Source organism: Glutamicibacter sp. St.4D3, assembly GCF_059728615.1.
Genome location: NZ_AP039380.1, coordinates 2,110,278 through 2,133,019, shown reverse-complemented (window position 1 = coordinate 2,133,019; position 22,742 = coordinate 2,110,278). Strand labels below are relative to the sequence as shown.

The window sequence follows — 22,742 nt, the reverse complement described above, 5'->3', positions numbered from 1 at the left end:
GGGAAAAACGCGATAGGCTGGTAGACATCGTGCATTCGCAATGGGGCGAATCGTTGATCTTCACTCTTGGAGGCGTTCAGTTGAACTCGTCGGAATCGGCCGTGTCAGAAGCATTTATGAATGCGACACTCACCAACGACCTGATCAGTGAGTACTATAGTCAAATCGCCAGGGAGGACTTTGCCGCCTACCAGCCCGGAGAGCTGGAGGAGCGGGTGGCGGCCCACCTGGATATCGGGTTCGTTAGGCAGCCGAAAACCGCGAATGTCGTGGTGAAGTCCACTGCCGGCAGCTCCGTGGTCTACATCGTCACCGACGACATGCCGTTCCTGGTCAATTCCGTGACCACCGAGCTGGTGCGCCAGAAATGCCCGATCCACCTGGTCGTGCACCCCACCTTCGTGGTTTCCCGCGATACCGAGACCGGTGAAATCAAGTCACTGACCCCCACCGACGCCCAGCATGTGGCCAGCGGCGACACTGCCGCGCTCGCCGACCTGAGCACCCTGAATCTGGCCGGGAGCAACACCGAGGTTGAATCCTGGATCTCCGTGGAACTGGACCACGAGATGAGCGAGGAGCAGGCCGAGGAAGTCACCACCGGCCTGCAGTCCGTGCTCAGCGACGTGCGCATGGCCGTCGAGGACTGGCCGAAGCTGATGGACCGTGCCCACGAAATCGCCGCCACGCTGCCCCAAACCGTGGGAGCCGAGGACATCCCGGACCTTGATCAGGCCGTGGAACTGCTGAACTGGATGGCCGATGGCCGCTTCACCTTCCTGGGCTACCGCGACTACGAGCTGGTCACCGAGCACGGCGAGGACGTGCTGCGCGCCCGCCCGGGCAGCGGCCTGGGCCTGATGCGCGACGCCGATGACCGCGGCCCGCTGCACCTGACCAAGCGCGGCCGGGCCACGGCACGCGACAAGCGCGCCCTGGTGATCACCAAGGCCAACGCCCGCTCCACCGTGCACCGGGGCACCTACCTGGACTATGTGGGTGTCAAGAGCTTTGACGCCAATGGGGAGGTCAACGGCGAACGCCGCTTCATCGGCCTGTTCTCCTCCAGCCTGTACACCTCCAGCGTCACCGCCGTGCCGCTGGTGCGCGAAAAGGTCGCCGCAGTGCTCAAGCACGCCGGCTTCGCCCCGGACTCGCACTCGGGCAAGGACATTGTCACCATCCTGGAAACCTACCCACGCGATGAGCTGTTCCAGATCTCCGTGGAGGACCTGACCAACACCGCCATGGGCATCCTGCGCCTGCAGGAGCGCCGCCGCACCTCCGTCTTCCTGCGCCCCGATGACTACGGCCGGTTCATGTCCGTGATGGTCTACCTGCCGCGTGACCGTTTCTCCACCCTGGTCCGCCAGCGCATCGAGGATGTGCTCAAGCAGTCCTTCAACCCGGATTCCATGGAATACGACGTGCTGATGAGCGACTCGGCTCTGATCCGCCTGTTCTACCGGATCCGCCTGCAGCGCCACGGCCTGGCCCCGGTGGTGGACCGCAAGCACCTGGAGACCCGCATCGCCAACGCGGTGCGTTCCTGGGGTGAAGCGGTGCACGATGCGGCCCACGAGCGCCTGGAAGCCAACGAGGCCCGCAACCTGGCCCGGTCCTGGTCCGAGGCCTTCCCCGAGTCCTACAAGGTCCAGTTCGAGATCGAGGATGCGCTGGCGGACATTGAACGCCTGGCCCAGCTCGATGAGCCGGCCCAGGAAGGCCCGGTCGTCTCCTTCTACGCCCCGACTGACGAGCATGAGGACAGCCCGGTCAGCGTCCGGATGAAGATCTACGTCAACCGTCCGCTGATGCTCTCGCGCATCCTGCCGGTGCTGCAGGACCTGGGCCTGGAAGTCGTGGACGAGCGGCCCTTCGAGCTGCAGCCGCAGGACGGCGAGCAGCGCTACATCTACGACCTGGGCCTGAAGGTCGATGAGGACATCGACTTCTCCGCCGTCCAGGACCTGCTGGCCGAAACCTACTCGGCGGTGGTGCGCAACGCCGCCGAATCCGATGAGCTGAACGCCCTGGTGCTGCGCGAGGGACTGCACTGGACCGAAGTGGCCATGCTGCGCGCCTACGCCCACTACCTGCTGCAGCTGGGGGTTCCGAACTCCACCGACTTCATCGCCAGCACCCTGGTCTCCAACGCCGAGGTCACCCACGGGATCGTGAGCCTCTTCCACGCCATCTTCGACCCGAAGCTCTCGGCCGAGGAGTCCGAGGCGGCCCGCGAGGAAGCCCACCAGAAGATCAGCGCGGCCCTGGAAAGCGTGCCGACCCTGGATGCCGACAAGCTGCTGCGCCGCTTCGTGAAGGTCATCGAGGCGACCAAGCGCACCAACTACTATGCCGCCGGGCACGCGCTGGGCTTCAAGCTGGCCCCGAACGAGATCGACTTCGCCCCGTTCCCACGCCCCAAGCACGAGTTCTGGGTGTACTCCCCGCGCGTGGAGGGCGTGCACTTCCGCTTCGGCGCCGTCGCCCGTGGCGGCCTGCGCTGGTCGGACCGCCGCGAAGACTTCCGCACCGAGGTGCTGGGCCTGGTCAAGGCGCAGATGGTGAAGAACTCGGTGATCGTGCCCACCGGCGCCAAGGGCGGCTTCTACGCCAAGCAGCTGCCGAACCCGGCCGTGGACCGCGGCGCCTGGATGGAGGAGGGCAAGGCCTCCTACCGGATCTTCATCCGCACCATGCTGGACCTGACCGACAACGTCATCACCGATGAGCAGGGCCAGCGGGTGGTGCCGCCGGTGGACGTGGTGCGCCGCGACGGGGATGACACCTACCTGGTGGTCGCCGCCGACAAGGGCACCGCGAGCTTCTCCGACACCGCCAACGCAATCTCCGAGGAAAAGGGCCACTGGTTGGGCGACGCGTTCGCCTCGGGCGGCTCGGTGGGCTACGACCACAAGGGCATGGGCATCACCGCCCGCGGTGCCTGGGAATCGGTCAAGCGCCACTTCTTCGAAATCGGCGTGGACTCGCAAAGCGAACAGTTCACCGCCGTGGGCATCGGAGACATGTCCGGTGACGTGTTCGGCAACGGCATGCTGCGCACCAAGACCATCAAGCTGGTGGCCGCCTTCGACCACCGCGACATCTTCCTGGATCCGAACCCGGAGCCCGAGGCGGCCTTCACCGAACGCCAGCGGCTCTACGACCTGCCGCGCTCCAGCTGGGCCGACTACAACAAGGACCTGATCTCCGCCGGCGGCGGGGTGTTCTCCCGGTCGCTGAAGTCGGTGCCGGTAAGCGCCGAAGTGCGCGAGCTGCTCGGCCTGCCCGATGACACCACCGCGATGGCGCCCAACGACCTGCTCAAGGCGATCCTCTCGGCCAAGGTCGACCTGCTGTACAACGGCGGCATCGGCACCTACATCAAGGCCAGCACCGAAAGCCACGGCCAGGTCGGGGACCGCGCCAACGACGCCATCCGCGTGGACGGACGCCAGGTGCAGGCCCGCATCATCGGTGAGGGCGGCAACCTGGGCATGACCCAGCGTGGCCGCATCGAGGCCGCGGCCAATGGGGTCATCCTGAACACCGACGCCATTGACAACTCGGCCGGCGTGGACACCTCCGACCGCGAGGTGAACATCAAGATCTTCGTGGACCGCCAGGTCAAGGCCGGGGCCATCGACCCTGCCGAGCGTGCGGACTTCCTGATCTCGATGACCGACAACGTCGCCGACCTGGTGCTGGAGACCAACTTCAACCAGAACGTGCTGCTGCTGAACGAAAAGCACGCGGCCAAGACCTGGACCCCGGCCTACGAACGGCTGATGGACTGGCTGGAGGAGCACGCGGATCTGAACCGTGAGCTGGAGTTCCTGCCCTCCAACAGCGAACTGGAGGCCCGGCGCGCTTCGGGCGGATCAATGACCACCCCGGAACTGGCAGTGATCACCGCGTACGCGAAGATCCAGTTGGCCCAGGCGCTGGCCGAATCGGACCTGACCGAGGACGACTACTTCTTCGCCACCCTCAAGCGCTACTTCCCGAGCCAGCTCTCCGAGCGGTTCGGGGAAGAACTGGACAGCCATCCGCTGCGCAACGAGATCGTGGCGACCGTGGTGGCCAACGAAATCGTGAACATCGGCGGCATCACCTACATCTTCCGCGCCATGGAGGAAACCGGGGCCACCGAGGCGCAGATCGCCAAGGTCTTCTGCGCGCTGCGGGAGATCTACGAGTACGAACGCTGGTTCCAGGAAATCAACCTGCAGCCGGCCGGGCAGGACATCGGTTATTGGTCGGGTCAGCACCACGACCTGCGCCGTCTGCTGGACCGCACCACCCGCTGGTTCCTGAACCATGTGGACCTGGAACTGAGCGTCGGGGAAATGGTGGAACGCTACGCCGCCAAGGTGCAGAAGCTGCGCGCCCAGCTGCCGCAGCTGCTGCGCGGGGTGGATGCCGCCCGCTTCGCCACCTGGCGTGAAGATGCCATCCAGCATGGGCTGACCGAGGAGCAGGCGATCCACTGGGCCGGACAGTTCGAGTCCTATGCCCTGTTGGACATCGCCGACTACATCTTCCGCAACGACGCCGACACCGAGCAGGTGGCCACCACCTACTTCGCGCTGTACGCCAAGTTCGAGGTCGACGCCCTGCTGAACCGGATCACCGCGCTGCCGCGCACCGACCGCTGGAAGGCACTGGCCCGTGCCGCGCTGCGCGATGACCTGTACTCCACGATCATTGACATGACCGGGGACGTGCTGGACGCGGCCGGAGACCTGCAGGACGCCGACGCGCGTGTTGCGGCCTGGGAGGAAGCCAACGCGGCTAACCTTGATCGTGCGAAGAACATGTTCCAGGAGGTCAACAACCTGGAGCGCGACGACATGGCCTCGCTGTCCGTCGCACTTCGCCTGCTGCGTTCCATCGTCCGGAGGAAGTAACACACCATGGCCCTCATCACCGAGCAACTGCGCGAAAATTCTCAGCTCGGGCCCGGTGATGAGGACTGGTTGCATCTGCTGGTGGGGGACTGGCAGCTGGTCGCCGATCTTGCGTTCGCCGACCTGGTGCTCTGGTTCCCCACCGGGGACGGGTCCTACGTGGCCCTGGCGCACGTGCGGCCCTCCACCTCGCACACCGCGTTCCACACCGACTTCGTCGGGGAGCGGATCCGCAAGGACCTGCGGATCATGGTGGACGAGGCCTGGGCCACCGGGCAGTTGCAGCGTTCAGTGCAGCACCCGGCCGACCTGGCCGGGCAGAGTACCGTCCAGGCCGTCCCCCTGGTCCGCCAGGGACGGAAGGTCGCGGTCATCACCTCCCACTTCGACCTGGCCTCCAGCCGCACCCCCTCCAACCTGGAACTGGTCTACCGGCAGAGCGCCGATGACCTGCTGACCATGGGCACCCTCGGGCTCTGGCCCGACTTCGCCAGCCCGACCGGGTCACGGCGCGGCGCCCCGCGGGTAGGCGACGGCTTCATCCGGATGGACGCCGCCGGGGTGGTGGAATACGCCAGCCCCAACGCGGTGTCGGCGTTTCGCCGGCTCGGAGCCGCCGAGGTACTGCAGGGCCAGTCGCTCTCGGACCTGACCATGGCACTGGTCAGCGACCGGCGGGTTATTGACGAAACCCTGCCGCTGGTGGTCCAGGGCAAAATGCCGTGGCGCACCGAGATGGAGTACCGCGGGGTGAACATTTCGCTGCGTGCCATCCCGCTGCGCGACGAACGCCGCCGCTGGGGATCCCTGGTTCTGTGCCGGGATGTGACCGAGCTGCGCCGGCGGGAAAAGGAACTGGTCACCAAGGACGCCACCATCCGCGAAATCCACCATCGGGTGAAGAACAACCTGCAGACGGTGGCCGCGCTATTGCGCATGCAGTCCCGGCGCATGAACTCGACCGAGGGCAAACAGGGTCTGGAACAGGCCATGCGCCGGGTCTCAACCATCGCCTCGGTACACGATTTCCTGTCCAAGGGTTTGAACGAAACCGTAAAATTTGATGACCTGATGGACCGACAGTTCCGGTTCATCGTTGAAATCGCCAGTCCGAGCCAGCGGGTTCGCACCGTGCGCGAAGGGGAATTCGGGATGCTGCCGGCCGAACTGGCCACCCCGTTGTCCCTGGTCATCAACGAACTGGCCACCAACGCAGTGGAACACGGGCTGGCCGGCCGTGACGGGGAAGTGCGGCTACTGGCCGAACGATACCTGGGCCGGGACGGCCACAAGTGGCTGCGAGTCACGGTCAGCGACAACGGCCATGGGTTGCCCGAGGGGGAGTACAGCGAGGGTCTGGGACTGCAGATCGTGCGCACCCTGGTCACCAGCGAGCTGCGCGGCGAAATCCACTGGAACCAGGCAGCGAACCAGGGCACCGAAGTGGTCATTGAGATGCCCCTGGACTTGCGCAGCAACGCCCACTAACGCTGCGAGCCGATACCGCGCATGACTAAGGCGGGTGAATCCAATATGGATTCACCCGCCTTAGTCATGCGGAGTGCCGGTTAGCCAGGCCCCGTGCCCCCGTCCTGGCAGAACACGGCACCCGGCCACCGACTAGCGGTACTGCTTCATCAGGGATTTGACGTTGGCGACATAAACCTTGGTGTCGGAATACATCCCGTACTTCCGCACCCCGCCCAGGCCCTGGTAGTACGCGGCGATGGCGTGGTCCAGGCTCTCGGCGTTGTCGAGGTTGTACTTGATGGTGGCAACGCCGGCCGCGACGTTGTCCCGCGGATCCAACAGGTTCAGCTTGCGCCCCACCATGCCCGACATCCATTCACCGGTGCTCGGGATCACCTGCATGGCTCCAATGGCGTTGGCGGGGGAGACCGCGCGCTGATTGAAACCGGACTCCTGCTGGGCGTGGGCCAGGGCCAGGGCCGGGTCAACCCCCATGCTCTTGGCAGTGCTGCGGATCAGCGCCTGCATCTCGGAGCGGCTGGGAACCGAGATCGAATCCAAGTAGGCCTTGTTCTCATTGGCGCTGCGCACGGTGGCATCAGGATAGGTGCGCCCCGCGAAGGTGTTGCCGATCTTCTGTGTCGGCTTCACGCCCGCGTTCGGCTTTACCGAGGAACCAGAAACCTTCAGCTTCGTGTTGATCTGCAACGGAGTCTGCGTGCTGACCTCTGGGTTCAGATCCAGCAGACGGCTCAGCGAAATCCCGTGCTTGGCAGCAATGCCGCCGAGGGTATCGCCGGACTTGACGCTGTAGCTGCTGGTGCCGCTCGACTTCGGGGCACTGTTTGACTGCGAGGTCGGCTTCGGCGAGGAGGACTGGGCCGATCCGCTGAGCTTGAGCTTGTCACCAGGGAAGATCAGCGACTTGGAGGACAAGTTGTTCATGCTCATCAGCTTGCTCAGGCTGATCCCGTTGCGGGCCGCGATCGCACCCAGTGTATCCCCGGCCTTGACGGTGTAGCTGCCGCCGGTGGTCTTGCCGCTGTCCTTCTTGGGGCTGCTCTTGGATGGTGCTGAGGAGCCGCCGAAGTTCAGCTTCTGTCCGACGTAGATGCGGTCGCCGGAGGGGTTTCCTGCGGCCTTGCGGACCTCGGAGAGGGAGACGTCCAGGCGGTGGGCGATGTGGCCCATGGTGTCTCCGGCCTTGACGGTGTAGCTGCCGCCGGTGGTCTTGCCGCTGTCCTTCTTGGGGCTGCTCTTGGATGATGTTGAGGAGCCGCCGAAGTTCAGCTTCTGTCCGACGTAGATGCGGTCGCCGGAGGGGTTTCCTGCGGCCTTGCGGACCTCGGAGAGGGAGACGTCCAGGCGGTGGGCGATGTGGCCCATGGTGTCTCCGGCCTTGACGGTGTAGCTGCCGCCGGTGGTCTTGCCGCTGTCCTTCTTGGGGCTGCTCTTGGATGATGTTGAGGAGCCGCCGAAGTTCAGCTTCTGTCCGACGTAGATGCGGTCGCCGGAGGGGTTTCCTGCGGCCTTGCGGACCTCGGAGAGGGAGACGTCCAGGCGGTGGGCGATGTGGCCCATGGTGTCTCCGGCCTTCACGGTGTAGCTTTCGCTGCTGGCCACGCCGCGGGTGTTCTTCGCGGTCTTCTTCTCAGACGAGGAATTCTTGCCTGGAACCTTCAGCTTCTGGCCCTCGCGGATCAGGTCGCTGTCTAGGTCATTGATCTTCTTCAGCTCGGAGACCGAAGAATCGTATTCGCGAGCCAGGCTCCACAACGAAGCGCCCGCCGGCACCTTGATCTCCTTGACCTGCCGTTGCGCGGGCAACCCCAGGGTAGGGATTCGCGAGGCCAACAGGTGGGCCTTGATGTGTTCTTCAGCGATCTTCACCGTCTGGGGGGAAACGCTCTTGGGCGTCAAGACGGAGGACTTGGTCAACTCTACTTGCGAGGCCTGGGCCGGGGCTGCGGCAAGGCTGCCCAGGACAACCGCCGGAATTGCTGCACCAGCGACGGCACTCAACGCATGCTTGGTGACACGAATCGAATCTTGGGGCATGTATTTTTCCTCAATTGAAGGAGTCGATGAGACCTGAGCAACCCTTTCCACGACAAGCATGATGTTGCTGTGGATTGTGTTGCAATTGTTATCAAAGTGATATCTGAAAATTTACACTACTAGTGGGGCGCAAGGAAACCAATGGGTCAGGTTTTCCTCAAGTTTTCATTATGCGAACACAACGCCCGTGGAGTGTGCGACCCTTAAAGCGTGAAAGAACTAGAGAATCTCATTGGGGAATGGCTGAACCTGCCGGACATGGCAGAGGCCTTGGACACCGATATTCGTCAGGTACACCGGCTCATCGACGATCGAAAAATCATCGCGGTTCGCATCGGGGAACCTCCGGTGCGTTCGGTTCCCGCAGAATTTGTCATGGACGGGCAAGTTGTAGACAGCCTAAAGGGAACCCTAACGGTGCTGCGCGACGCTGCCTTCTCGGACGAGGAAGCTCTCCGCTGGCTTTTTACGCCGGACGACACCCTGCCCGGGACGCCGATGGAAGCACTGCGTCAGGGACGCAAGACCGAAATTCGTCGTCGTGCCCAAGCCATGGCCTGGTAATCACGCCGAACAGAACAAAAATCCGTTGCCCGGAGGAGGGCAACGGATTTTTTATGCCCCTCAGGCATCCGCAGGTGTATCAGTCGGACTTTATCGAATAGTAATCACTTGATGCGTTTGGTCACGGCATCGCTAAGCAGGGCCATGCCCGCCACCGCCAGGGGTGCAACCGGGATCCGCTCCATCGCGGTCAACGCTGTGGCGGTCAACTCCTCAATGCTCTGTTCGGTGGCCTTCAACGCACCGCATTCCTTGAGGATTGAGCTGATGCGCAGTACCTCATCGTCGCCGAGGTCGGGCGCGCCAAGGCGCTCGGTGATCAGTTGGCGTTCCGCATCGGAGGCCAGGAGCATGGCGTGCGCGATCATTTCCGTGCGCTTGCCCTCACGCAGGTCGTCGCCCGCCGGCTTGCCGGTGATCGAGGGATCACCAAATACACCCAGGACGTCATCCCGCAACTGGAATGCCTCACCCAGGGGCAACGCGAAGGCCTGATAGGAATCCAACAAGTCCGGGCTGGCGCCGGCAAGAGCCCCACCCAGAAGGAAGGGATTCTCCGTGGAGTACTTCGCCGACTTGTAGCGCACGATCGTGCGCGCCCGCTTGACCGCTTCGGCCGGGTCGTAAGCCGACCCAGCCGATTCCTCCAGAATGTCCAGGTACTGACCGGCCATGACCTGGGTGCGCATCCGATTGAAAATGCGACGAGTATCGGCAGTTGCGAAGGCTACCGAGGCGAACACCTCTTCGCTCAGCGACAGACACAGATCTCCCGTCAGGATTGCGCTGGCCCCACCGTAATGCGCCGCATCACCGCTCAGTCCGGCCTCACGGTGCTGCGCCTCGAAGCGCTTGTGAACGCTGGGCTGTCCCCGTCGTGTATCGGAACGGTCAATTAGGTCATCGTGGATCAGCGCGGCCGCCTGAAAGAGCTCCAGCGAAACACCCACCTTCACGATGTCATCGTCCATCGCATCCCCGCCAGCTCCAATGAATCCCCAGAAGGCGAAAGCCGGCCGCAGTCGTTTGCCCCCACGGGTTAGGGCCTTAATGGCGTCAACCAAGGCCACGGCGCTGGCGGTAATGGAGCCTACCTCGGCCGCTTTGGCCTCAAGGAATGAGTCCAATTCTGCGGTTAACCGCTGCGTGTAAGTCCGGGTGAGCTCTTCAGCTTCAGGCGCTTGGGCAACAATGGACTGGGGCAGCGACATTCGGTTCCAATTCTCTGTATGACGAGGGAAAGAGATTACATCCACTCTACCGTCTCACCGGGTTGGCGCACGTTGCGGGGGAGGAATTCACGGCCAGCGGAAAGACGCTGGACGGGCGCCGGAAGAACCCGCCAATTTGTAGGTACGCACCGGTAAACTTAAGCCATGACTGATAAGGCTGAGCGGGCGATTTTGCACGTGGACATGGACGCCTTCTTCGTGTCAGTGGAACTGCTGTCTCGCCCAGAGCTAGCGGGCAAGCAGGTGATTGTTGGGCACCCGCAGGGGCGCAGCGTCGTGCTTTCAGCATCCTACGATTGCCGGGCCCTGGGAGTTCATTCGGCAATGCCCATGTCCCAGGCGATGGGCCTGGCCCCGAATGCAACCATCGTGGAACCGAACCATCACAGTTACTCTGCGATTTCCGCCAAGATCATGCAGTACTTCTCCACAATCACCCCTCTGGTCGAACAGCTGAGCATTGACGAGGCGTTCCTGGACGTGACCGGCAGCATGCGGCGCCTGGGCGGCCCGGTGCGGATCGCCCAGCAGATCAAGCAGTACCTCAAGGATGAGCTGGGGCTTCCGGCCAGCGTCGGGATCGCCCGCAATAAGTTCGTGGCCAAGTTGGCATCGGAGCATGCCAAGCCCAACGGCCTGGTGGTCGTGGCACCGCAGCGCACCGTTGAATTTCTGCATCAATTGCCGGTCTCTGCGTTGTGGGGCGTGGGGAAGCGTTCCCTGGAGCAGCTGCATCGGGCAGGGATTGAAACCGTGGAACAGCTGGCCCAGTACCCGGAAAATGTCATGGTGCAAAAATTTGGCGAGCATGGTCGCAACCTGCACCGTTTGTCCCGGGGGATCGACGACCGCGAAGTGGTTCCCGTGCGGCAGGAAAAGTCGCTCTCGGCGGAACACACCTTTGAATCGGACCAGAGCGAGTTAAAGCTTTTGGAAGATGAACTGGTGGTGCTCAGCCACAAGGTTGCCCAACGCCTGCGTCGCTCTGGAAAGCTGGCCGAGGCGCTGGCCATCAAGATCAAGTACCAGGACTTCACCACGGTTAATCGTTCCAAAACGCTGCCGGCAGCCACGGATTCTCCCTCGGCTCTGACTAACGGCGTGCTTGAACTGTTCCGCCGTCTGCTGCCACTGCCGCAAGCAGTGCGTCTGGTGGGGGTTAGGGCAGAACGGCTGGGGCAGGAAACCCAGGGAGTGCAGCTGTCCTTGGACCCGATTGACGAGAAGACCCGTGAAGCGGAAAAGATCGCTGACAGCATCGCGCTGAAGTTCCCATCCCAGCGGCTCACTCCAGCGCGGCTATTGCGACCCAAAGGCCCGTCTTCAACCGACTCATGACACCTGGGCCGCAGCGCTGAGACTAAGTCTTATTAACAGCACAACGGCTGAACTAGCAGCCTCGAGTCTAAAAAGACTATCCTTAGAGATACGTAGGAGATTTCTCGCGGGGAACAAAATCTTGCGGTAAACCGTTCTACTGGGTGAGGACGGAGTCGGTCGTCACGCAGGGACTTGGAAGGAGAAGACGATGCCACTATCTGAGCATGAGCAACGTCTGCTGGAGCAGCTTGAAAAGCAGCTGCATGAAGATCGTCGCTTCGCTTCCAACATGAAAGCTCCCGGCAATAGCGGACGCCTGTCGACCCGCAACATCGCTCTTGGCGCCCTGATCTTCATTGTCGGATTGGGGGCGCTGATCTTCGGAATCTCCCAACAACTGATCGTGGTGGGCGTGATCGGTTTCGCCGTCATGTTTGCAGGCGTAGCCCTGGCACTGAAGAAGTCCGCCAAGGGTAAGCTGGGAGGAAATCCGCTGAAGAGCGGATCAAAGACCGCCAACCGCGGCAGCTCCCAGTTCATGAGCGGTCTTGAAGAAAAGTGGAACCAGCGTAAGCGGGACCAGCGGGATAGCTAGAGCTTCCCGAAGCAATTGGCACGATCCAATGGATCGTGCCTTTTCGTTTTAACCCTCTTGCCGGGCAGCTCTGGCCAACTGCGCCGGCAAGGCTGCATAAACCCCAACGCGATGGCCGCGGCCCCCGGCCGGCAGGCACCCGCAGCGGCCGTGTATATACCGTACTGCGGCAGCTAGCGAGCAACGAACTCTAAGTAGATTCCAAGGTTGCCCTAACCCGTCGAGTTTCGCGTGTTCTGCACCACTCTCCACCGCTCCGAGTAATCTTCCCCCACTTTCCTCCACTGCTCCTCCGGGCCAGCGAATTTCGCGCGAAATCGGGGTTTGCGAGGGGGTACGAGCCACGCCCTGGGTCAAAACAGCCCAAATCCCTCCACCGTCCACCCCCGTGAAACTAGCCCGAAATCCCGCGGATTATTTCTCTACTCCTGAGCTAAAACACCTCCGGTCGCGTTGACAGTGGGGAGTGGTGGAGTAAAGTGGAGGACAGTAGAGGAAGATGGCGGAATCACCACTTCATGCGAAAGGCGGTGTGTATGTTCCTTGGAACTTATACACCGCGTCTCGATGACAAGGGGCGGTTGATTCTTCCTGCTAAATACCGCGAGGAACTGTCATACGGACTGGTTCTGACCCGCGGGCAGGAACGGTGCATCTACGTCTTTAGCCAACGGGAATTTGAGAAGCAGCACGAGCAGCTCGCGCAGGCATCTCTTTCATCCCGGCGGGCTCGAGACTATGCACGTGTATTTCTGTCCGGGGCGTCGGATGAAGTGCCGGATAAGCAGGGCCGGGTCACCATTCCTTCGATGCTGCGTTCCTACGCCGGGCTGGACCGTGAGGTCACGGTCATCGGTGCAGGCAACCGCGTGGAGATCTGGGACACCACGGCGTGGCAGGACTACCTGCAGCAGCAGGAAGAAGCCTTCTCCGATACCGATGAAGACGAACTTCCAGGACTTGGATAAGTAGTTTTACGAACCATGGGGGCACAGCTGGGATGAGATCTCCAGCCATCTCAAGGCGGTTCGGCCCTGGCTTCACTTCCCCGGAGCCAGAACCGAACACCGGCTTTTGGGTTGGAGGGGGATCTGATCCCAGCACACGACACGGCGAAAGGGGGCACTATGCCGGTTAGCGGCGAAGAACGTCCAACATCCGAGCGGCATATTCCCGTCCTTAAGGACCGTTGCCTGAACTTGCTCGCTCCGGGTATTGAGCGGGCCAATGCGGAGAATCGCCGCGCCGTCGTCGTGGACTGCACGCTGGGCATGGGAGGGCATTCAGAGGCCATCCTGCAACGCTTCGAGAACGTACACCTCATTGGGCTGGACCGTGACGAACAAGCGCTGGCCTTGGCCGGAGCCCGTCTTGAGCCCTTCGCCGACCGCATCGACCTGGTCCACGCGGTCTACGACGAAATCGCCGACGTGGTCCAGGACCTTGGCTTTACCGGCATTGACGGGGTGCTCTTTGACCTCGGTGTCTCTTCACTGCAGCTGGACGAGCGGGAACGCGGATTCGCGTATTCATACGACGCCCCCTTAGATATGCGCATGGACACCTCTGTGGGACCCACCGCGGAGGACCTGGTGAACGACCTGGACCGCGGTGAGCTGCAGCGGATCATCCGCCAATGGGGCGAAGAGAAGTTCGCCGGGCGTATTGCCTCGGCCATTGTTCAGCAGCGCCAGGACGCGCGCATCAGCACGACAGCCCAGCTGGTGGAGGTCATCCGCTCGGTGGTTCCCGCAGCCGCTGCCCGTAACTCCGGTCATCCGGCCAAACGAACCTTCCAGGCGCTGCGCATCGCGGTCAACGAGGAACTTGATGTGCTTGAGCGCGCCATTCCGGCCTCCATGGGCGCCCTGAACGTGGGTGGCCGAATTGTGGTCATGAGCTACCACTCGCTGGAAGACAAGATCACCAAGAGATTTTTTGTGCAGGGTTCAACGTCCTCGGCACCCCCGGGGTTCCCCGTTGAGCTCGAAGAGCACAAAGCGGAATTCAAGGTCCTCACCAAGGGGACCGAGAAGCCAAGTGAACAGGAAATCGCTGAAAACCCTCGCGCCGCCTCGGCCCGCCTGCGGGCCGTGGAGCGCATCCTGAAGAGGAGCTAGCATGAGCCAACGTGCCCCGCGACGTCTGCCGAGGACCGCAGCTATGACTGCCCAACCCGTGGTTGAGGGCGCCACCGCCAAATCGGCGCGCCCCGAACCGGTGGCCGCCAGCGAAGTTCCGTTCGTTGATCCGAAACAGCGCACGACGTTGTCCCTGGTGCCCAACACCAGCCCGAAGCGCCGTCGCCCGCTGGTGGTCATGGTCTCCGTGCTCGCATTGCTGGCCTTCGCGGTGATCGTCACCCTGGTTCTGCTGAACACCTCCGTGGCCCAGCGCCAGTACGAAATGGTGTCGCTGCGTCATCAGGAACGCGAGCTGTCACAGGAAAATCAGGCCCTGCTGAAGGAAGCGCAGTCCCTGGCCGCCCCGCAGACCTTGGCCAAGCGTGCCAAGGAACTTGGGCTGGTGGCCCCGGCCGCCCCGGGTTTGGTTGACCTGGAAGACGGCAAGATCAGCAAGGAAGCCGAGTCGGCCTCCAAGGATTCCGCCGCGCACGCCGACTACGCAAGCCTGCCGCTGCCGGGGGAGAACATCCGCTCCAAGGCCAGCGATGACGCCGAAAGCGCCCGCGTGGCCAAGGCGAACAAGGAAAAGGAAGCCACGGCCGGCTCCTCCAGCGAAGCGGAGGCCGGTGAAGCCAAGACCGAATCCGACGCGCCACAGCAAAGCGAGCCCAAGGAATCCTCCAAGGCCCCGGCCGCCGAGGAAACGGCACGTGAGAAGGGCAGCGACGGGCGCCCGGTATTCGAGGACAAGGAGCTGAACGGCGGCTCGATCCCGGCACCGTCGATCAAATCCCCGGCAAACTAGGAATCGCTTTCTAAGCTTGAATATGGCGGCAGGATTCGCTGTCGGAAATGAAGTTGAGGGGAAAGAGCTGGAGCGTGAACTCAACGAGCATTGATACAGCGAAGCGCCGGATGCGGCTGGTGCTCATCCTGTCCCTGGCCGCGCTGTTGGCCATCGCCGGGCGGCTGTTCTATGTCCAGGGCATCAATGCCGCACAGGTTGCCCAGACCGCGCAGGACAACCGCATGCGCGAACAGGTCATCACCCCGACCCGCGGCTCGATCGTCGACCGCAACGGCACCACGCTGGCTGTCAGCGTGGACCGCTACGACCTGGTGATCGACCAGCGCGAGCAGAAGGACATGATCTCGCGCAAGAAGCGCGACGGATCGAATGAGCGCGAAAAGATCACCTACGAGCAGGCCGCCAAGGAGATCGCCGAAATCCTGGACCAGGATGTCGAGCAGGTCTCCGATGCGATCCGTCCCGAGGACGGGGAAAAGCCCAAGGGGTACGTGGTTGTCGCCAAGGGCGTTACCCCCGAGATCAAGAACGAGGTCATGGAAGTCGGGGTTCCGCGCCTGATCTCCCAGCTGCGCAGTGAGCGCCAGTACCCGCAGGGTGTCATCGCCGGACCGCTGCTGGGCTTCGTGCGCAACTCCGAGGACCAGACGTCCGTGGTCGGTGCCGAGGGCCTTGAGCTGAGCCAGGAGCAGCGCCTGCGCGGCACCGACGGCAGCCGCAAGATTGAAGTGGGGGCCGACGGGGTGCGCATCGCCGTCGCCGACAGCGAGGAAGTCCCGGCCGTGGACGGCCAGGACGTGAAGCTGACCATTGACTCGGACATCAACTTCGTCGCCCAGCGCGAAGCCGAGAAGAAGCGCGCGGAATTCAACGCCGAATGGGTCTCGGTCGTAGTGCTCGGGGTCAAGGATGCAAAGATCCTTGCCATCGGGGACTCCGCCCAGCTGGATCCGAACAATCCGGGGGCCACCCCCGGGGAGTTCCGCCGCTCGGTGTCCATCACCCGCGCCTTCGAGCCCGGCTCCACCGGCAAGGCCGCCACCTTCGCCGCGGCCATCGACGCCGGGAAGGTCAAGCCCACCGACGAATTCCGGGTGCCGAACAAGTACACGGTGAGCAAGGAGACCATCAACGACTCCCTGCCGCACGCCACCTATGACATGACCGTCTCTGGCATCTTCGCCCGCTCCTACAACACCGGCACGGTGATGGTCGGCGAAAAGTTGAGCAACCAGGAACGCTACGAGTACATGCGCAAGTTCGGGCTGGGTGACGCAATCCAGCTTGGCCTGAACGGGGCGAGCAAGGGCCTGCTGGCCGAGCCGAAGGCCTGGGACCGCCGTCAGCAGTACACCACCATGTTCGGCCAGGGTTACTCGCAGACCGTGCTGCACACCGCCTCCATTTTCCAGACCCTGGCCAACGGCGGGGTGCGCATCCCGCCGAGCCTGATTGAGAGCTACGTCAACCCCGACGGCACCGAGGAGAAGCCCGAAGCCGGGCAGAACACGCGGGTTGTGAAGAAGTCAACAGCACAAGAGATGCTCAAACTCATGGAATCGGTCGTCGAAGAGGGCACCGGTACTAAAATGAAGATTCCGGGTTACCGCGTGGGCGGCAAGACCGGTACCGGTCAGGCCGCCGGCGAATCCGGCGGCTACGACGGCTACACCTATTCCTTCGCCGGGGTCGCCCCGCTGGATGATCCGCAGTTCGTGGTCGTTGCCACCATGTACCGGCCCAAGGGCAATTGGCGCAACTTCTCGGTGGCCGACACCTTCACCGAGGTAATGAGCCACACGCTGAACACCTTCAACGTGCCCCCGTCCTCCACGGAACCCGATACCTATAACGTCTTTGTCGGTAAGGAACAGAAGAAACCTTGGTAAACCACCAGCCGGAATCACCGCGCGAGCTCGAACGCCACCTGCGCCCCACGGCCCGCACGGCGATCTCCTGGGCCCGACTGTGCGCCGCCGTCCAGGCGCAGAGCACCTCCGGCGCCGAGCAGGACCTGGAACTGACCGGCGTGAGCCTGAACCCGCAGACCGTGCAGCCCGGGGACGTGTTCCTGGCGATTTCCGGGGCCAAGCGCCACGGTGCCCAGTTCCTCCCCGACGCCCTGGCCAATGGGGCGCTGGCGGTCATCACCGACGCCGCCGGACAGGAGCTGATCGGCAGCCAGGCCCAGGTGCCGATGGGCATCGTCCCGGACGTACGGGCCATCGCCGCCACCGCAGCCGCCGCCGTCTACGGCACCGATGCCGGCACGCCGGAGCTCTTCGGGGTCACCGGCACCAACGGCAAGACCACCACCACCTTCATGATCCGCTCCCTGCTGGAGGCCCTGGGCCGCAACACCGGGCTGATCGGAACCATCGAAATGTCCGTTCGCGGGCGCATCATCCCCAGCGTGCTCACCACCCCCGAATCCACCCAGCTGCACGGCCTGCTGGCCCGGATGGGGGAGCAGGACGTGCAGGCGGTGGCCATGGAGGTCTCCAGCCACTCGCTGAGCTACAACCGGGTGGCCGGGCTGAAGTTCGCCGTCGCCGGATACACCAACCTCACCCAGGACCACCTGGACCTGCACGGGTCCATGGAAGAGTACTTCGCCACCAAGGCCAGGCTCTTTGAACCCGAACGCTGCGAGCAGGCCGTGGTGCTCGTCGATGACCAGTACGGCCGCAAACTGGCGGAGAACGCCCGCGTCCCGGTGACCACGCTCAGCCTGGACGCCGCTAACCCGGCCGCCCAGTGGGTGGTGGACGAGCTGGCCCCCAGCGGGCTGGGCCACGCCTTCACACTGCGCCACCGCGACGGACAGCGCCTGGCGCTGCGCACCGGGCTGCCGGGCCTGTTCAACGTCGCCAACGCGGCCCTGGCCGTGTGCATGGTCCTGGCCAGCGGGGTCGACCCCGAGCGGCTGCAGCAGGTGCTTGACGCCCACGACCCGCTTTCCCTGTCGGTGCCGGGGCGGATGCAGGTCATCAGCGAGCAGCCGGTGGCCGTGGTCGACTTTGCCCACAACTCCGATGCGCTGATCAAGGCGCTGGGTTCACTGCGCCCCGGCGACGGGGGACGGCGCATCATCGTCTTCGGGGCCACCGGGGAACGGGACACCACCAAACGCCCGGACATGGGCGCGGTGGCGGTACGCAACGCCGACATCGTCATCGTCACCGACGACGACCCGCACGACGAGGACCCGGCGCAGATCCGCGAACAGGTGGCCGCCGGCGCCCAGGCGGAAATCGACGCGGGCGGCCACGGCGTCAAGCTGTACAACGTCGCGCCACGCGATGCCGCCGTGGAGTTCGCTGTGAGTTTGGCCAACCCGGCCGACGCCATCCTCGTGGCCGGGCGCGGACACGAAGTTAGCCAAGAAGTCGCCGGAATCGACGTTGCGCTGGATGACCGCCAGGAGCTGGCCCAGGCGCTGTCGAAACACGGATTCACGCCCCTTTCGCCGATCGCACAGACGATTGACTAACCCGCCTGAGTGTAAAGTCCTAAATGCCATGATTGAACTGTCCATCCAACAAATCCTTGATATCACCGGCGGTCGGGCGAGCCAGAGCCTGGACCCGGCCGGGGTCATCAGCTCCGTCACCACCGACTCGCGCGAGGTCGGCGCCGGGGCGCTGTTCGTTGCCAAGCCCGGCGAATTCTCCGACGGGCACGCCTTCATCGACCAGGCGCTGCAGGCCGGGGCGATCGCCGCCCTGGCCGAACGCGAAACCTTGACCGAACAGCGTCAGCCGCACCCGGCGATCATCGTGCCGGACGCGGTGGAGGCGATGGGCTCGATTGCCGCCCACATCGTCGAGTTCCTCAAGGAACGCAACGACGCGGTCGTCGTGGGCATCACCGGTTCGGCCGGCAAGACCACCACCAAGGACCTGCTGGCGGCCCTGCTGTCCACCTCCGGCCCCACCGTTTCACCGATCGGCTCCTACAACGGCGAGGTCGGGGTCCCGCTGACCATCTTCAGCGCCACCGAAGAGACCAAGTACCTGGTCGTGGAAATGGGCGCCACCGGGATCGGACACCTGACCTACCTGACCGGCATGGTCAAGCCGCAGCTGGGCGTGGTGCTCTGCGTCGGCAGCGCCCACGCCGGCGAGTTCGGCGGGGTGGAGAACATCGAGAAGGCCAAGGGCGAACTCGTTGAGGCGCTGCCCGCCAACGGGACCGCGCTGCTGAACGTCGAAGACCCGCGGGTGGCCCGCATGGCCTCGCGCACCGAAGCCGACGTGCAGTACTTCGGTGCCGCCAACCAGGCCCCGGCGAATGCGGCCGTGTGGGCGAGCGAGGCCGACACCGACGCCAACGGCCGGCTCAGTCTGGTGCTGAACTTCCCGGACGGCTCCACCCACCGGATCACCAGCGGACTGCTGGGCAGGCACCACGTCACCAACATCACCGCCGCCGCCAGCGCCGCCTACGTGCTGGGCCTGGCCCCGGCGCAGATCGCCGCGACCCTCGACGGCCTGCAGGCCGGCAGCCGCTGGCGCATGGAGCGCATTGAACGCGCCGACGGGGTGAGCATCATCAACGATGCGTACAACGCGAACCCCGACTCGATGCGCGCCGCCCTGATCACCCTGGCCGAACTGGGCCTGCCCAACGAGCAGGGGGTGGCCCGGCGAACCTGGGCCGTGCTTGGCTCCATGCTGGAACTTGGCCCGGATTCGGTGCTGGAGCACGACAAGCTCGGACGCCTGGCCGTGCGCATGAACATCAAGAAGCTGGTGGTCGTGGGCCGTGAAGCCAAACCGGCCTACAACTCGGCGGTCCTGGAGGGCAGCTGGGGAGAGGAAGCCCACTATGTTGAAGACCTCGACGAGGCACGACAGCTGCTGAACGAGCAGCTGGAACCCGGAGACATTGTCTTGTTCAAGTCATCAAACGGTGCGGGGCTGCGTTTCCTCGGAGATGAGATTGCCGCAGAGGTAAAGGAAGGCCGCAAAGCGTGATCGCATTAATTTTGGGGGCAGGCATCGCCCTGGTGCTGACCATGGTGGTCATGCCGCTGTACATCCGCCTGCTGACCAAGAAGCAATACGGCCAGGTCGTCCGCGACGACGGACCGAACTCGCACTCGGTCAAGTCCGGCACCCCCACCATGGGCGGTGTGGTGATCGTGCTGAGCGTGTTCATCAGCTACTTCGCCACCCACGGCATCCTGGCCCTGTTGGGCCGGGCCAGCGCCGGCATCACCCCCAGCGGTCTGCTGGTGCTGCTGCTCTTTGGCGGGATGGGCCTGGTCGGCTTCCTGGATGACTTCATCAAGATCGCCAAGAAGCGTTCCCTGGGGCTGCGCGCCTGGCAGAAGATCGTGCTGCAGGCCGTGGTGGGCGTCAGCTTCTCCGTGCTGGCCCTGCAGTTCCCCAACGACAAGGGCCTGACCCCGGCCTCCACCGCCATCTCCTTCCTGCGCGACACCAACATCGACCTGGCCTTCGCCGGCCCGATGCTGGGGCTGGTGCTGTTCGTGATCTGGTCGAACTTCATTGTCACCGCCACCACCAACGGAGTGAACCTCACCGACGGGCTGGACGGGCTGGCCACTGGCGCCTCCATCATGGTTTTTGGCGCCTACACCCTGATGGGCATCTGGCAGCAGAACCAGGCCTGCACCATCCCCACCCCCGCCCAGGTCTGCTACACCGTGCGCGACCCGCTGGACCTGGCGCTGCTGGGCGCCACAATCTCCGGCGCCCTGGTCGCCTTCCTGTGGTGGAACGCCAAGCCGGCGAAGATCTTCATGGGGGACACCGGTTCGCTGGCCATCGGCGGCGCGGTCGCCGCGATGGCGATCCTCTCGCGCACCCAGCTGCTGCTGGTCATCATCGCCGGGCTGTTCGTGATGATCGCCCTGTCGGTGATCATCCAGGTCGGCTACTTCAAGCTCTCCGGCGGCAAGCGCGTCTTCAAGATGGCACCGCTGCAGCACCACTTTGAGCTCTCCGGCTGGTCCGAGGAGAACGTGGTGGTCCGTTTCTGGATCTTGGCCGGGCTGTTCGTCGCCGCCGGGCTGGGGCTCTTCTACTCTGAATGGGTTGTGGCACTGTGAGTGAACGTCTGGACGAACTAACCAGCTGGGATGCGAACTGGAAGGGCCTGCGCGTGGTCGTGGCGGGCCTGGGCCTGTCCGGCTTCTCCGCCGCCGACACCCTGATCGAACTCGGCGCCCTGGTCACCGTCGTGGACGGGCGCGAGGACGCGGTGAACGTGCAGCGCGCCGACACGCTGAAGATCGTCGGGGCCCAGCAGGTGCTGCTGGGGGCCGAGCACGTCACCGGGCTGCCGCAGGTGGACGGGCAGCAGCCCGAGCTGGTCATCGCCTCCCCGGGCTGGAACCCGCGCCACCCGGTGCTGGCCGAGGCCGCGGAAGCCGGCATCCCGATCTGGGGCGACGTGGAACTGGCCTGGCGGGTGCAGACCCGCGCCGGCCGCCCGGCCCCGAAGTGGCTGGTGGTGACCGGCACCAACGGCAAGACCACCACCGTGGGCATGACCGAATCGATCCTGCTGGCCGCCGGCAAGAAGGCGATTGCGGTGGGCAACGTCGGCACCCCGATCCTGGACGCCGTGCGCGACCCGCAGGGCTTTGAGGTCCTGGTGGTGGAGCTGTCCAGCTTCCAGCTGCACTTCACCCATTCGATCTCCCCGCTGGCCTCCGTGGTGCTGAACCTGGCCGAGGACCATGTGGACTGGCACGGCAGCTTTGAGGCGTACAAGGCCGACAAGGCCAAGATCTACGCGCGCACCCAGATCGCCGCGATCTTCAACGTGGAGCAGGAAGAAACGATCACGATGGTGGAAAACGCCGAGGTGATCGAGGGCTGCCGCGCCATCGGCTTCACCACCAACACCCCGGCGGTGTCCATGGTGGGCATCGTCGAGGGGCTGCTGGTGGACCGCGCCTTCATCGAGGAACGGCACAGCTCCGCGGTGGAACTGGTCGCCCTGGAGCAGATCGGGGAAATTGTTCCCCGGCACACCGCCGCGAACGCCGCCGCCGCCGCGGCCCTGGCCCGCGCCTACGGGGTGCCGGCCGAAGCCGTGGCCCGGGGGCTGGGCGGCTTTGACGCCGGGGCCCACCGCATCCAGGCGGTCGCCCGGAGCGAGGACATCCTGTGGATCAATGACTCCAAGGCCACCAACCCGCACGCCACCGACGCCTCGCTGAGCGCCTTCACCAAGGTGGTGTGGATCGCCGGGGGAGTCTCCAAGGGCGTGGACTACCACCAGCTGGTGGCCAAGCACGCCGCTCGGCTGCGCCACGTGCTGCTGATCGGCACCGACGACGACGCCCTGCGTCAGGCCCTGGCCAAGCACGCCCCGGCGGTCCCCGTCGAGGACATCACCGCGGCCGCCACCGCTGCGGACGGAACCCTGCCGGCCGGGCCGGCCGTGATGACCCGAGCGGTGCGCCGGGCCCACACCCTGGCCACCGCCGGGGATACGGTGCTGATGGCCCCGGCCGCGGCCTCCATCGACCAATTCACTTCCTACGCGCAGCGTGGCAACGCGTTCATCAGCGCGGTCAGTGATCTGATGGAACACGACCCGCTCACCACCGATCCGGCAGCCCCGGACCCGGCAGATGAGAGCGGAGAAGGCAACTAACCAGGCAACAGGCAACGG

Annotated in this window: 15 protein-coding genes; 13 read left to right on the top strand and 2 right to left on the bottom strand. The window is 64.2% G+C overall.

The window, feature by feature from the left end; all coding sequences use genetic code 11:
• Window positions 1-116 precede the first annotated feature (116 nt).
• Window positions 117-4,913 carry an NAD-glutamate dehydrogenase gene (locus AC6I21_RS09780; protein WP_497762301.1) on the top strand — a complete coding sequence of 1,599 codons (4,797 nt, stop codon included), beginning with the start codon at window positions 117-119 and terminating at the stop codon, window positions 4,911-4,913.
• A 6-nt stretch (window positions 4,914-4,919) separates the two neighbouring features.
• Window positions 4,920-6,401 carry a sensor histidine kinase gene (locus AC6I21_RS09775; RefSeq protein ID WP_346921659.1) on the top strand — a complete coding sequence of 494 codons (1,482 nt, stop codon included), beginning with the start codon at window positions 4,920-4,922 and terminating at the stop codon, window positions 6,399-6,401.
• A gap of 132 nt (window positions 6,402-6,533) precedes the next feature.
• Here AC6I21_RS09775 and AC6I21_RS09770 read toward each other — a convergent pair whose 3' ends face one another.
• Complete coding sequence (locus AC6I21_RS09770; RefSeq protein ID WP_497762300.1) at window positions 6,534-8,441, bottom strand: LysM peptidoglycan-binding domain-containing protein; 1,908 nt, start codon at window positions 8,439-8,441, stop codon at window positions 6,534-6,536.
• A 210-nt stretch (window positions 8,442-8,651) separates the two neighbouring features.
• On the opposite strand from AC6I21_RS09770, the gene AC6I21_RS09765 reads away from it, so the two are divergent.
• On the top strand, window positions 8,652-9,005 hold the full coding sequence (locus AC6I21_RS09765; protein ID WP_246049511.1) for an Rv2175c family DNA-binding protein: 354 nt from the start codon (window positions 8,652-8,654) through the stop codon (window positions 9,003-9,005).
• A 104-nt stretch (window positions 9,006-9,109) separates the two neighbouring features.
• Here the strand turns inward: AC6I21_RS09765 and AC6I21_RS09760 are convergent, their stop codons facing one another.
• Window positions 9,110-10,216: a polyprenyl synthetase family protein gene (locus AC6I21_RS09760; RefSeq protein WP_497762299.1), complete on the bottom strand. Its 1,107-nt coding sequence runs from the start codon at window positions 10,214-10,216 to the stop codon at window positions 9,110-9,112.
• 165 nt (window positions 10,217-10,381) lie between these two features.
• On the opposite strand from AC6I21_RS09760, the gene dinB reads away from it, so the two are divergent.
• The 10 genes from dinB (at window position 10,382) to murD (ending at window position 22,724) form a co-directional block, all read left to right on the top strand.
• Window positions 10,382-11,575 (top strand): DNA polymerase IV, encoded by a 1,194-nt coding sequence (gene dinB, locus AC6I21_RS09755; protein ID WP_054820653.1) that lies wholly within the window; start codon window positions 10,382-10,384, stop codon window positions 11,573-11,575.
• Window positions 11,576-11,765: 190 nt separating this feature from the next.
• Window positions 11,766-12,152 (top strand): SCO2097 family morphological protein, encoded by a 387-nt coding sequence (locus AC6I21_RS09750; protein WP_054820652.1) that lies wholly within the window; start codon window positions 11,766-11,768, stop codon window positions 12,150-12,152.
• 536 nt (window positions 12,153-12,688) lie between these two features.
• On the top strand, window positions 12,689-13,120 hold the full coding sequence (gene mraZ / locus AC6I21_RS09745; protein WP_054820651.1) for a division/cell wall cluster transcriptional repressor MraZ: 432 nt from the start codon (window positions 12,689-12,691) through the stop codon (window positions 13,118-13,120).
• A 159-nt stretch (window positions 13,121-13,279) separates the two neighbouring features.
• A complete protein-coding gene (rsmH, locus tag AC6I21_RS09740) occupies window positions 13,280-14,272 on the top strand; it encodes a 16S rRNA (cytosine(1402)-N(4))-methyltransferase RsmH (RefSeq protein WP_343832672.1) in 993 nt (330 codons plus the stop codon).
• A gap of 43 nt (window positions 14,273-14,315) precedes the next feature.
• Entirely contained in the window at window positions 14,316-15,083 is a 768-nt protein-coding gene (gene ftsL / locus AC6I21_RS09735) for a cell division protein FtsL (RefSeq protein WP_497762298.1), read from the top strand.
• A gap of 74 nt (window positions 15,084-15,157) precedes the next feature.
• On the top strand, window positions 15,158-16,975 hold the full coding sequence (locus tag AC6I21_RS09730; RefSeq protein WP_497762297.1) for a peptidoglycan D,D-transpeptidase FtsI family protein: 1,818 nt from the start codon (window positions 15,158-15,160) through the stop codon (window positions 16,973-16,975).
• On the top strand, window positions 16,969-18,579 hold the full coding sequence (locus AC6I21_RS09725; RefSeq protein WP_497762296.1) for a UDP-N-acetylmuramoyl-L-alanyl-D-glutamate--2,6-diaminopimelate ligase: 1,611 nt from the start codon (window positions 16,969-16,971) through the stop codon (window positions 18,577-18,579). Before AC6I21_RS09730 ends, AC6I21_RS09725 begins: the two co-directional genes overlap by 7 nt.
• Window positions 18,580-18,607: 28 nt before the next feature.
• Window positions 18,608-20,065, top strand: coding sequence for a UDP-N-acetylmuramoyl-tripeptide--D-alanyl-D-alanine ligase (locus tag AC6I21_RS09720; protein WP_497762295.1), 1,458 nt, complete (start codon window positions 18,608-18,610; stop codon window positions 20,063-20,065).
• Window positions 20,062-21,165 (top strand): phospho-N-acetylmuramoyl-pentapeptide-transferase, encoded by a 1,104-nt coding sequence (gene mraY, locus AC6I21_RS09715; protein ID WP_138178069.1) that lies wholly within the window; start codon window positions 20,062-20,064, stop codon window positions 21,163-21,165. The genes AC6I21_RS09720 and mraY overlap by 4 nt, the downstream gene beginning before the upstream one ends.
• On the top strand, window positions 21,147-22,724 hold the full coding sequence (gene murD / locus AC6I21_RS09710) for a UDP-N-acetylmuramoyl-L-alanine--D-glutamate ligase (protein ID WP_497762294.1): 1,578 nt from the start codon (window positions 21,147-21,149) through the stop codon (window positions 22,722-22,724). Before mraY ends, murD begins: the two co-directional genes overlap by 19 nt.
• Window positions 22,725-22,742 lie beyond the last annotated feature (18 nt).